The 12,212-nt window shown below is 59.6% G+C and carries 13 protein-coding genes; 10 read left to right on the top strand and 3 right to left on the bottom strand.

Annotation, left to right across the window (positions count from 1 at the left end):
* Positions 1–73: 73 nt before the first annotated feature.
* The 7 genes from FKG94_RS18495 to FKG94_RS18525 all read left to right on the top strand — a co-directional run bounded on the left by FKG94_RS18495 (position 74) and on the right by FKG94_RS18525 (position 7,940).
* Positions 74–766, top strand: coding sequence for a helix-turn-helix transcriptional regulator (locus FKG94_RS18495; protein ID WP_142928408.1), 693 nt, complete (start codon positions 74–76; stop codon positions 764–766).
* Complete coding sequence (locus tag FKG94_RS18500; RefSeq protein WP_142928409.1) at positions 756–1,340, top strand: DNA-3-methyladenine glycosylase I; 585 nt, start codon at positions 756–758, stop codon at positions 1,338–1,340. Before FKG94_RS18495 ends, FKG94_RS18500 begins: the two co-directional genes overlap by 11 nt.
* A gap of 11 nt (positions 1,341–1,351) precedes the next feature.
* The gene (locus FKG94_RS18505) at positions 1,352–1,774 is read left to right on the top strand and encodes a hypothetical protein (RefSeq protein WP_142928410.1); all 423 of its coding nucleotides are present in this window, start codon (positions 1,352–1,354) and stop codon (positions 1,772–1,774) included.
* Positions 1,775–1,973: 199 nt separating this feature from the next.
* Entirely contained in the window at positions 1,974–4,439 is a 2,466-nt protein-coding gene (locus tag FKG94_RS18510; RefSeq protein WP_142928411.1) for a TonB-dependent receptor plug domain-containing protein, read from the top strand.
* 461 nt (positions 4,440–4,900) lie between these two features.
* Complete coding sequence (locus FKG94_RS18515; protein WP_142928412.1) at positions 4,901–6,283, top strand: ATP-binding protein; 1,383 nt, start codon at positions 4,901–4,903, stop codon at positions 6,281–6,283.
* Between the two features lie 363 nt (positions 6,284–6,646).
* The gene (locus FKG94_RS18520) at positions 6,647–7,324 is read left to right on the top strand and encodes a response regulator (protein ID WP_142928413.1); all 678 of its coding nucleotides are present in this window, start codon (positions 6,647–6,649) and stop codon (positions 7,322–7,324) included.
* Positions 7,325–7,547: 223 nt separating this feature from the next.
* Positions 7,548–7,940 (top strand): hypothetical protein, encoded by a 393-nt coding sequence (locus tag FKG94_RS18525; RefSeq protein WP_142928414.1) that lies wholly within the window; start codon positions 7,548–7,550, stop codon positions 7,938–7,940.
* 200 nt (positions 7,941–8,140) lie between these two features.
* On the opposite strand, the gene FKG94_RS18530 is transcribed toward FKG94_RS18525, so the two are convergent.
* Together FKG94_RS18530 and FKG94_RS18535 are read right to left on the bottom strand one after the other, a co-directional pair.
* Complete coding sequence (locus FKG94_RS18530; protein WP_142928415.1) at positions 8,141–8,551, bottom strand: VOC family protein; 411 nt, start codon at positions 8,549–8,551, stop codon at positions 8,141–8,143.
* Between the two features lie 89 nt (positions 8,552–8,640).
* On the bottom strand, positions 8,641–9,054 hold the full coding sequence (locus FKG94_RS18535) for a DUF6491 family protein (RefSeq protein WP_142928416.1): 414 nt from the start codon (positions 9,052–9,054) through the stop codon (positions 8,641–8,643).
* A gap of 360 nt (positions 9,055–9,414) precedes the next feature.
* On the opposite strand from FKG94_RS18535, the gene FKG94_RS18540 reads away from it, so the two are divergent.
* From FKG94_RS18540 to FKG94_RS18550, 3 genes are all read left to right on the top strand, one after another.
* Positions 9,415–10,080 (top strand): peroxiredoxin, encoded by a 666-nt coding sequence (locus FKG94_RS18540; RefSeq protein ID WP_142928417.1) that lies wholly within the window; start codon positions 9,415–9,417, stop codon positions 10,078–10,080.
* A 96-nt stretch (positions 10,081–10,176) separates the two neighbouring features.
* Positions 10,177–11,094 carry a histone deacetylase family protein gene (locus FKG94_RS18545; RefSeq protein ID WP_246125243.1) on the top strand — a complete coding sequence of 306 codons (918 nt, stop codon included), beginning with the start codon at positions 10,177–10,179 and terminating at the stop codon, positions 11,092–11,094.
* A gap of 113 nt (positions 11,095–11,207) precedes the next feature.
* Positions 11,208–11,942: a rhomboid family intramembrane serine protease gene (locus FKG94_RS18550; RefSeq protein ID WP_142928418.1), complete on the top strand. Its 735-nt coding sequence runs from the start codon at positions 11,208–11,210 to the stop codon at positions 11,940–11,942.
* On the opposite strand, the gene FKG94_RS18555 is transcribed toward FKG94_RS18550, so the two are convergent.
* Positions 11,929–12,126 (bottom strand): Na+/H+ antiporter NhaA, encoded by a 198-nt coding sequence (locus FKG94_RS18555; protein WP_142928419.1) that lies wholly within the window; start codon positions 12,124–12,126, stop codon positions 11,929–11,931. The genes FKG94_RS18550 and FKG94_RS18555 overlap by 14 nt on opposite strands.
* Between the last annotated feature and the right edge of the window lie 86 nt (positions 12,127–12,212).

The following is a 12,212-nucleotide window of genomic DNA, read 5'->3' on the forward strand; positions in this document are numbered from 1 at the left end:
CAGCCCCGCTCTTTATGCCTAGAGTTGACAGGCTGCGGCGTCTAACCTCAAGCCCCTTCTAATTCGTCTAATCATGCGCAGAGCCGACCGCCTCTTTCAAATCCTTAACCTGTTGCGCAATCGCCGTACCGTGATTACCGCTCAGCAATTAGCCGGCTGCCTGGAAGTCTCGGAGCGGACCATCTACCGCGATATTCAGGCGCTTAGTCTGTCCGGCGTGCCGGTCGAGGGCGAGGCGGGGGTGGGTTACCGCTTACAGCGGCACTTCGACCTGCCGCCGCTGATGTTCGAGGGCCACGAGGTGGAGTCGCTACTGCTCGGCGCCCGCATGGTGCAGGCCTGGAGCGACCGGCAACTGGCCGCCGCGGCGACTTCCGCCATGCACAAAATCCTGGCGGTGGTGCCCGACCACCTGCGCCACAGCGACGATGAGCTGCCGCTGGTGGTGCCGGACTTTCATATCGACCCGGAACACCTCGCGTTCAGCGAGGAGATTCGCGCGGCGATTCGCCAGCGACAGGTCTTGTCCATCGGCTACCAGCGTATCGACGGCGAGCAGTCCCAGCGCGCGATAGAACCGCTGGGCCTGTTTTTCTGGGGGCTGACCTGGACAGTGCTGGCCTGGTGCCAGTTGCGGCAGGGATACCGCACCTTTCGCCTGGACCGCATTTTATCCTTGATCGACACCGGGCAGCATTTCACGCTCAACGACCACAAGAGTCTCAACCACTATCTGAACCTGATGAAGGACTGCAATGACGAATAAACCTGTAACGCGCTGCGAGTGGTGCGCCGACGACCCGCTCTACCAGGCCTATCACGATGACGAGTGGGGCGTGCCCACCCGCGACGACCAGACGCTGTTTGAATTCTTACTGCTCGAGGGGGCCCAGGCCGGCCTCTCCTGGATCACTATTTTGCGCAAACGCGAGGGCTATCGCCGGGCCTATGACAACTTCAACGCCGAACGTATGGCCCGCTACAGTGACAAAAAAATTGAACGACTGCTCCAAAACCCCGATATCGTCCGCAACCGGCTAAAAGTGATGAGCGCGGTGCAGAATGCCCGCGCCTATCTCGATATACTGGCAACTCGGGGCAGTTTCAGCGATTTCCTCTGGGAATTCGTCGACGGCAAGCCGGTACAAAACCGCTGGAAAACCCTGGCGGATATCCCCTCCAGCACCGAGGTTTCCGATGCTATGAGCAAGCAGCTGAAAAAACTGGGCTTTAATTTTGTCGGCAGCACTATCTGCTACGCCTTTATGCAGGCCACCGGTATGGTCAACGACCATACCACCAGTTGCCACCGTTATCGCCAGTGTAAGGCCCTGGCATGAGGCGGCGCCTGGTGAAGTGTCGGCTCCTGGCACTGCTGGCAATGCTGCTGCTCAGCGCCTGCGAGCGCGGCAGTGACGAGCAGCAAATCCGGGCCGCGGTGGCCGAACTTACAGCGAGCATCGAAGCGTTTGACGCCGGTGATCTGGAACGGCAACTGCACCCGGACTTCGCCGCCAACCGCAAGATGACACGGCAGGAAGCCAAACGCCTGCTGCTGTTTTACCGCCTGCGCCAGCAGGCGGTCAGCGTCAAGGTGCCGAGCCTTGAAGTGATCCTGGACCCGGTCTACACCGACCGCGCCACCACCCGCGCCAGCGCCCTGCTCACCAGTAGCGACGGCCTGATACCCGATGAGGGCCGCTTTATCACTGCCACCGGCCGCTGGTTGAAAGAGGACGACCGGTGGCTGCTGCAGCAACTCGACTGGGAATAACCCACTTTCAATACCCCCGCTATAGCGGATTTCGTCTCCCGCCCCGTTACTACGTCTGAACCAAGCGCGACCGTACAACGCGCGACTGAGCAAAGCGGCCGCGCCCTGCCCGGCGGCCGCGCAGTCTGTTAAAGCCACTACAAGACCCAGTCGTACACAAGACCAAGTTACGACACGACGAGAGATAGAAGGGAACACCATGAAAAAGACGCTGTTTTCGCTAACCCCCTTTTCATTAATCCGCTTTCCATTAACCCCGTTGGCCCTGGCCCTGAGCACCCTCGCGCCACAGGGCGTGTTCGCTCAGGACGATGATGCGCTGATCGAGGAGATTATCACCGTCGGCACCCGCACCCCGGGCCGCACGGCGACCGAAAGCCCGGTCCCGGTTGATGTGTTGCCGCAGGAGGCCATTCTCAACTCGGGCGCCGTCGACACCGCCGATATGCTGCGCAAGCTGGCACCGTCGTTCAACATGAACAACACCACCACCTCCGACGGCCAGGACCTGATGCGCCCGGCGACCCTGAGGAGCCTGGGCCCGGACCAGGTGCTGGTGCTGGTCAACGGCAAGCGCCGCCACCAGCAGGCACTGGTGGCCGTGCAGGAGAATGTCGGCCGCGGCTCGGCCGGCACCGATCTCAGCTCCATTCCCCTGAGCGCCATCGAGCGGGTGGAAATCCTGCGTGACGGGGCCGCCGCCCAGTACGGTTCGGACGCCATTGCCGGGGTTATCAACCTGGTGTTGAAGGAGAGTCCCGGCGGCAATGCCTGGTCCCAGTACCGGACCACCTCTGAGGGCGACGGGGACACCTTGAAAGCGGGCGTTCACTACGGTTTTGACCTGGGCGATGCCGGGTCTTTGAATATCACCTACGAGTTTGTCGACCAGGACTCGCTCAACCGCGCGGCCGCCACCGATTGGCTCGGCGCCAGCCCAGTGGTCGATCAGCTGTTGCTGGTCGGTGAAGCCGAGGTGGAGAGCGACTCACTGTGGGTCAACGGCAATTTCAAGGTCGGTGAGGCGGGAGAAATCTACGCCTTTGCGGGCTATACCCAAAAAGAGGGCGAGTCGCTGGGCTTTTTCCGCGGCCCCAATGACAACCGCGTCTGGTCGGCACTGTTTCCCAACGGCGTGACACCCGCCCTGGGCACCGAGTCTGAAGATACCTCGGTGACCGCCGGCTACCGCACCACGGTCGGCGACTGGGATATGGATTTCAGTCTCGCCTGGGGCGAAAACCGCTTCGAGTTCCGCAATCTGGAATCGCTCAATGCCAGTTACGGGCCGGACAGCCCAACCTCCGCCTACGACGGCGCCCTCGTTTTCGACCAGCTCACCTTTAATGCCGATGTTGTGCGCACGCTCGACGTCGCCTTTGCCGAAAGCGCCACCCTGGCCCTGGGCTTTGAGTACCGCGAAGACGGCTATCAAATGGAGGCCGGCGATCCCGTCTCCTACGATCGCGGCGACACCTGGTGCGGGGAAAACTCCACCACCGACACCAACGATCCCACCGATCCGGGCTGTGCCATCACCGCACCCGGCATGCAGGGATTCCAGGGCTACCGGCCGGAGATGGAAATCGACACCAACCGCGACAATGTGTCACTGTACGCCGATACCGAATTGGCGATGACGGAAAAGCTCGATCTCGGACTGGCGCTGCGCTATGAGGATTATTCCGACTTCGGGGACTCCACCAACGGCAAGATTTCCGCCCGTTACGAGCTGACGCCGCAGTTGGCGGTGCGCGGTGCTTTTTCCACCGGTTTTCGCGCTCCCGGGGTGCAACAGCAATTTTTCACCCAGCGCTCCATTTCGCTGGAAAACGGCGTGCTCTCGGACCTGGTGGCACTGCGACCCGACAGTGAACTGGCCGCCGAACTCGGCTTCGGCGCGCTCAAAGAAGAGACCTCGGAAAGCCTGAGCATCGGCCTGGTCTATAACGGCGACCGCTGGACCAGCACCCTGGATATCTACCAAATCGATATCGACGACCGCATTGTCTACTCGGGCAATATCACCGCTGGGGTCAATGCCGATATCGCCGCCTTTTTTGCCGCCCACGATGCCGTCACCGGTGACGCGCAACTGGACGGGGTAGCCGGCGTTACCGTCTTCACCAATGCCATCAACACCGAAACCACGGGCATGGACTGGGTCAATCAGTGGGATTTCGCACTGCCCAGCGGCAACAACCTGGTGCTGGAAGCCACTCTCCACCTGAACAATACCAAGGTAACTGATATCAATACCTCATCCAGCGTGGTCCCCGACGAGGTCGTCTTCAACGACAGTCTCGAACTGCTGTTGACCGATGGCCAGCCGCAACAGCGCGCCACCCTGGCGGCCAATTACGATGGGGGAGACTGGGCGGTAACCAGCCGCCTCAGCTACTACGGGGAGGTCAGCACCTCCGCCTTCGGCAGCGAACCGCATACCTGGGGTGCCAAGTCGCTGGTGGACCTGACCGGCGTGTGGGATATCACCGACCGCTTTCGGCTCTCCGGCGGCATACTCAACCTGTTTGACGAGTTCCCCGATGAGTGGGGCGAGGAAGGCGGAGTTTTCCCGCAACTGGGTTTCCGGTACGGCTGGACCACGTTTCCGTTCTCACTGGCCGGGCGGGAGTACTATGTGCGCGCGACGTTGAATTTCTAGACGCTTCTAACGCCTGACACAACAGGTCACAGCCCTCTCCAGGTTTCTGGGGAGGGCTTTTGCGTTAGGCCAAGTGTGCAAATACTGAGGAAATAACCTCGATTGCGGTATCCGGTGACCGAGTTGCGTTATATTTACACCATCGCCACCCGGTTGCATGGACCTCGATAAAGCGTACTGAGAGTAGGTCTGGCTGTGGCTGAAGCCTTCAGAAACTCTCGACAGCAGGGATGCTGTCGGGACCAACAGTAGGCGCTTTAGGCGAGTCCCCAGGGACGGGTTTATCGAGGGGACGCCTAGTCCGTGTTTCTGAAGGCTTCAGCCACAGCCAGACCGGTCAATTAGCACATATTTGCTTAAGGTAGTGGCAATCGAGTGTGGCGACTACGGCCGGCAACTGTGGCCAAAAGTTACGCCTGGCACCCACGCCCGGCCTAGACTCCCAACAGCGAGCCCGCAGATTGCACAGTATCAAAACCCGCCTTTTCCTGATTCTGCTGTCGGCCAACGCGCTGCTGGCGCTGCTGACCTACGCGGTGGTCAGTTGGAGTTTTGATCGCGGCTTTCTCGACTATCTCAACCGCGCCGAGCGCGAGCGGCTGACGCCGTTGATCCAGGCGCTGGAAGACGGTCACCGGGAACACGGGGACTGGCAGTGGCTGGCCGAAAACCCGCGCCAGTGGCGCCAGCTGATGCACCGTTTTCTGTTCAACCGCCGGGGCCGAACCGAGCGTGAGGATAAATCCGCCGACCGGCGCGCGTTGCCGCCACTGAGTTTCGATCCGCGCCTGGCCCTGCTCGATGCCGACAAGAGGTTGATTGCCGGCCGCCGGGGCCGCGGGGAACCTAACTTCAAGCCCATCAGCCAGGACGGCCAGGTTATCGGCTACCTGGCCATAGTGCCCAGGCGCGAGCTGGCGCAATCGGTGGAACAGGTGTTTGCCGCCCAGCAAAATCGCAATTTTGCCATTATCGCCGCCGGTATGGTGCTGATGTCGGGGCTGCTCGCTATCGGTATCGCCGCCTGGTTGACCCGGCCCATCAAGCACCTGGCCGCCGGTACCCGCCAGCTCACCCGGGGACACTTCGACCATCGCATCCAGGTGACAGGGCGACATGAACTGGCGCAATTGGCGAAGGATTTCAACAGCCTGGCGCTCAGCCTGGCCGCCAATCAAAAATCCAGGCGCCAGTGGATCGCCGATATCGCCCACGAGTTGCGCACGCCGTTGACGGTATTGCGGGGCGAAATCGAGGCCCTGCTCGATCGTGTGCGGCCGCTGTCGCTCGACAGTATCCACTCCCTGGCCAGTGAAATTCGCCAGTTGACCCGCCTGGTAGACGACTTGTATGAACTGTCATTGTCCGATTTGGGCGCCCTGGAATATCGCAAGCAGCCGCTCGATCTCAGCGCCAGTCTGGACGATATTTTTACCGCCCATGCCCAGGCACTGGAGCAGGCCGGCCTGGCACTGGATTTTAACCCGGCGACCGAGGCCGTGGTGAGCGCCGACCCCCAGCGCCTGGCGCAGCTCTGGCACAATCTGCTGCAGAACAGTCTGCGCTACACCGATGCGCCGGGCAAACTGCGGGTGGAGATAAAAGCGACGGATAAAGCGGTTACCGTCATTTGGCAGGACTCCGCTCCCGGTGTTGACGAAGCGGACCTCGAACGCCTTACCGAGCGTCTGTTCCGTGTCGACAGCGCCCGCAGCCGCGCCGCCGGCGGCTCGGGATTGGGGCTGGCCATTGCCGCCGCCGTCGTCGAGGGCCACGGCGGCACGCTGCAGGCATTCAGCGCCGAACTCGGCGGCCTCGGCTGGGAGATTGTATTGCCGCGCTGATGCGGATCGGGTCGATGGCGGCTTACTGCCGGGCTGTTAACTGGAAACCAAGACACCCCCTGAAGCGAAAAGGTGCGAATTGACCGGTCCGGCTCTGGCTGAAGCCTTCAGAAACACGCCGTAAACTCGTCCCTGAGGGCTCGCCTAAAGCGCCTACTGTTGGTCACGACAGCATCCCTGCTGTCGAGAGTTTCTGAAGGCTTCAGCCAGAGCCGGACCTACCTTCAGTACGCTTAACCAAGGTCGATGCAACTGGAACGGCGATCAATGAACTGGCGCAAATACGCTTAGGGAGGTGCCACAGAGCGCAGACCCGGTTTTACAAAGGGCCACCTAAAAGCACAACGCAGGAGAAACAAACTCATGCACCACCCTATCCTGATTGTCGAAGACGAGCCAAAAATCGCGGCGCTGCTAGGCGACTATCTGCACAACGCAGGCTTCGAGACCACCCACCTGGACCGCGGCGACCAGGTGGAGGACTGGCTGGCGCAACACACCCCCGCACTGATACTGCTGGATATCATGCTGCCGGGCAAAGACGGGCTGGAGTTGTGCAAAAGCATCCGCCGCCGGCGCGATACCCCCATCATTATGGTCACCGCCCGGGTGGAGGAGATCGATCGCCTGCTGGGGCTGGAACTGGGCGCAGACGACTATATCTGCAAGCCCTTCTCACCGCGGGAAGTCGTCGCCCGTGTGAAAACAGTGCTGCGGCGCCTGCAGCCGGGCACAGCGCCGGCCGATGACCTGAGCCTCGATGAAGCCGGCTATCGGGCCACCATCAAAGGCCGGCAACTGGACCTGACCGCGGTGGAATTCAAACTGCTGAAAATGCTCGCCGATCAACCCGGACGCATCTTTTCCCGCAGCCAGTTGATGGACACCATGTACACCGACCACCGTATCGTCTCCGACCGCACCGTAGACAGTCATATCAAGAAACTGCGCAAAAAAATCGCCGAGCGAGTGCCGGAGCGGGAGTTGATCCATTCTGTTTATGGGGTTGGTTATAAGTATGAGGCGCTGGTTGAGGATTGAGGGAGAGCGCAGTTTGCTAAACAGGTGCACTGGGGGAGGGGAGTGGCACCATTCTAGGGGGACGCAACTGAAGTTACGTCCCCACACAGTGCCGCCGGAGATGGTGACACTGGAAAAGATGTCGCCGGCTGTTTCTTATTTCTTGCACATTTATTGCCTATTTGTTGCCCATTGGATCAGCACAATAACACTCGTCAACCAATCACCGACGGAGATTTCAACCATGCCCATCTCACTACGCTTGAAACAACTGGCAGTTATTCCACTCCTGGCTGTATTGAGCACCGCCATGGCCTGGGCCGATGTGCCGCCCCCGAAACCCGACCTCAGCCCGCTCTATGAGCAGTGGCAGTTGGACGAGTCAACAATCGCGGAGCTTGAGGCCTACTTCCAGCAAATGCGCGAAGCCCGCGAGTCACTGCGCGAGCAGGATTTTGCATCGCGCCAGGAACGCCGCGACGCCATGCGGGCCCTGCGGGATACACACCGGGCCAACCTCGAAACGATACTGGATGAAGACCAGTTGCAAGACCTCAAAGCCTATATGCGCCAATTCGGCCACCGCCGCGGCGGTCATAAAAAGCAGCGTTCGGAATCCGGGGAGATCGAAGGATAGCCACCCTCTGATCAACCCTCTCCATGGGAAGGTCATCACACCACCTTCCCTTACGCGTTGCGCTGCCGCCCGGCAGCGCCTTTTTTATTCCCGTAACTTTTGCCGCAGTTTTATCCCGCGGCGGCGTCCCGAACCTTTATTCCGAACCTCTATTTCGAACCTCAGTCTTATACTTTTGTCCCGCGCCTTGGTCCCACACTTCAGGCCAGCGCCATATCCCAATACATGGCTTCAATCTTATTGCCGTCGGGATCGCGCACAAAGCATCCGTAATAAGCCTCGCCATAGTGAGGCCTCGGACCCGGCGCACCGTCATCGGTGGCACCGGCGGCAGTCGCGGCATCGTAAAAGGCATGCACCTGATCTTTAGACATGGCGAGAAAGGCAAAATGGGTGCCGTTGCCAACCGTGGCAGCTCCGCCATCATAGGGAGCCTGCACCCAGAACTCGGGAAACTGCTTGCCGTAGGCCACCGCCTTAAACTTTAGCTCCTCGAGAACCCGCTTGGCCCCGAGGGTGGCCAGCACTTTATCGTAAAACTCAATAGCCTTTTCAAACTGATTGGTGCCCACAGAGACATGGGACATGATGGTGGGTATGTCGTCTGACACATTGAATTCCTCTTGGCAGTGGATGTCCGCCAAGTGTACACAACCCTACTGCCAGCTCGTGTCAGCAGGGTTGTCAGGTGCCGCCCTGGCTAACCGGCGCCGCGAATCTGGGCCCGGACCAGTTTTCGCTCTGCTTTACCTTTCAGTTTATAGATCTTGGCGATATGGACGGGGATTGAAATAGTATGCCGCCCGCGGGTGCGCACGGTATCGAACCGCTCGTGTACCGTGTTGCCGGTGGAGGAGATGGCGATACCGTTGGAGAAGCGCAAATCGTGAAGTTTCCTGTCTAGTATCAAGAGATAGGCAGTCGACGGTGAGGTGCGCACAATCAGCGATTGTTTGTCGACCGGGTACCACCCGTCTATGGACCAGTTTTGAAAACGCTCCACTCTCTCCAACCCGTCAAACTGATACTTCGGATCGAGGCTGTCGGCACTTCCGGCAAACGCAGACAAGCTGAAAACAGCGAGCGCTATAGCCACCAGGGTATTGAGTTGCATAACCATATCTCCTATCGGGATAAGCTGTTGACTCACCGTGCTACCGGCAGTCATAGCCCCTATTGTTAAGTGGTCAAACTGAACCCCGGCTGAATAGAGTCTAACGGCGGGAATTTTTATCCGGCGGCGCATTCTAAACAGTTGCCATATCGGCCTATAATGGTCGCCAGGCAAGGCATTGTCCGCGCGGCCTCCAGGATTGCAGTCACTGAGTTAAAGCAACTGGATTAGAAAGACTGAATTGGAGTTACAGGCCCGAAATTACAAGACTAAAACCCGGGGACCGAAACTCGGGAATTGCAGCCCCAGCACAGAAACCCCAGCATCGACACCACAATACCAAAGCCCAAGGAGCCCCCTATGACCACCTCGCTCAGAATCAACGACACCGCACCGGACTTCACCGCAGAAACCACCGCCGGCCCCATTAATTTTCACGACTGGATCGGCGATAGCTACGCCATACTCTTCTCCCACCCCAAAGACTTCACACCGGTCTGCACCACCGAACTGGGCTATATGGCGGGCCTAGCGGATGAATTTTCCAAGCGTAACACCAAGATCATCGGTCTCAGCGTCGACCCGGTCGACAATCACCACAATTGGGCCAGGGACATTGAGGAAACCCAAGGCCATGCCGTCAACTATCCGATGATCGGCGATACCGAACTGACCGTTTCCAAGCTATATAATATGTTACCCGCCGACGAAAGTGGCTCTTCGGAGGGGCGCACCGCGGCCACCAATGCCACTGTGCGCACGGTGTTTATTATCGGCCCGGACAAGAAGATCAAGCTGATGCTGACCTATCCCATGAGCACCGGTCGCAACTTCGACGAAGTGTTGCGGGTGCTGGACTCCATCCAACTGACGGCACAACACCAGGTGGCCACGCCGGTGAACTGGCAGCGGGGTGACGACTGTATTATCGTGCCGGCGGTGTCTGACGAGGACGCCAAAGCGAAATTTCCCGGCGGCTGGAAGACGATCAAACCTTACCTGCGGATGGTGCCGCACCCTGAATAGTGCCCCGCGCAAGGAACGGCAGCCAGGCTAATAACAAATAAGTTAACGTTGACGACACGCGGGTCAGCACCAGCGACGTTAACGGGAGAAACGGCGGTGACTACACTTTTTCTCACCCACCCCACCTGCGAACTGCACGCCATGGGCTCCCACCACCCGGAGTCGCCCCGACGCCTGGCGGCCATTAACGCCATGGTGCGGGAACGGGACTGGGATTCGCAACTGCGCACCGCCGCCGCCCCCAAACTCAACAGCGCCCACCTGGCCACCGTACACCCGAAGCATCATGTAGAGGCGCTGCTCGCGCTCACCCCCACCGAGGGACTGGTAGCAGTGGATGGCGACACACTGATCAACCCATTCAGCGTGGCCGCCTCTCTGCACGCTGCCGGTGCAGCCCTGGAAGCTACCGACAGGGTCGTCGATGGCACCGTCGACAATGCTTTCTGCGCCGTGCGCCCGCCCGGGCACCACGCCGAGTCCATTGCCGCCATGGGCTTTTGTCTGTTCAACAGTATCGCCCTGGCCGCCGACTACGCTATCGCCCAGGGTTTCGGTCGCGTCGCTATCCTCGACTTCGACGTCCACCACGGCAACGGCACTGTGGAAATCTTCCAACACCGCCCGGAGGTGCTGGTGTGCTCCAGTTTCCAATACCCCTTCTATCCCGGTCGCCACGACCGGGTGCGGCGGCCCAATATCTGTCTGACACCGCTGCCGGCGGGGACCGACAGCAGCGCCTTCCGGACCGCCGTGGAGCGCGACTGGTCGGCGGCGTTGCAACGTCATCGACCGGAGATGATTTTTATCTCCGCCGGTTTCGACGCCCATCGCCAGGACCCGTTCGGCGGCCTGCACCTGGAAGACGACGACTTTAGCTGGGTGACCCGGTTTATCCGCGACCAGGCCCAACGCTACGCCGGGGGTCGCATCGTGTCCCTGCTGGAGGGGGGTTATCATATCGACGCCCTGACCCGCAGCGTCGCCGCCCACCTGGAGGCGCTGGCGAACTGAGCACGCCTTTGTAAAGCGGCACAACTCATGCTCTTATAAAACGGCGCAACTTATTTTATAAAACCGCTCAGCGTACTTTATAAAAAGGCGCGCCGCCCCCATATCACCTAATCATGCAAACCGAATCGCGTATTCGCACCAGTATCCTGGTCGCCAGCGTTTTCGCCGCGCTGCTGTGGTGGCTGGAAATCCTGGAATATCTGCTCGACACCAGCTTTCACCGGCTCGGCGTCTATCCCCTCAGCCCCACCGGCCTGGTGGGTATTGTGGCGGGTCCGCTGATTCACGGCTCCTGGCAGCATATCGCCTCCAATACCCTGCCACTGCTGTTGCTGGGCAGTATCCTGCACTACGGTTATCCGAAGTCCCGCTGGTGGACGCTGGCGATTGTCTGGGTGGTGTCGGGGCTGGGCGTCTGGCTGTGGGGCCGTGAGAGTTACCACTACGGTGCCAGTGGCCTCACTCACGGGATGTTCTTCTTTCTCTTTACGATCGGTATTTTGCGGCGCGACAAGCGCTCCTCGGCACTGCTGATGGTCGCGTTTTTCATGTACGGCACCATGTTGCTGACCATCTTCCCACAGGAACCGGGCATCTCCTATGAATATCACTTTTTCGGTGCAGTGGGCGGGGTGTTGAGCGCCATCCTGTTTCGGCGCTGGGATCCCCTGCCGGAGCGCAAGGCGTATTCGTGGGAGCAGGATAGTCCTGAAGCAGAAGATCCGATTATCGGCGATGAATGGAAAACCGGAGGGGAGGACCCGATTATCGGCGACGAGTGGAAAACCGGAGGAGAGGACACGATAAACAGAGGCGACGGCCAAACTATCGATTCTACTGGCCGCTAAAACCGGCGCCCATCGCTACGCCGCTGGCCATCAGCCTATCATTTATCCACAACAACAGCGGCTTCTCAGTAGAAAAATCGCCCAGGCATAGAATCCCGGGCGTTTCAAGAAAACTGGAGTAAAAACCTGACAAAGAAGAGTTGGCCAGAACCAGTGCCAGTAGCGCAGCCACCAACGGCTGCATCGTGCTGTACCCTCTGCCGCAATACTTTTGTCAAAATTACTTCCGCCACTATCTGGAGATAACGAGCATCTAGTTATACGGCAGTC

It is taken from the genome of Exilibacterium tricleocarpae (assembly GCF_007004655.1).
Lineage (GTDB): Bacteria > Pseudomonadota > Gammaproteobacteria > Pseudomonadales > Cellvibrionaceae > Exilibacterium > Exilibacterium tricleocarpae.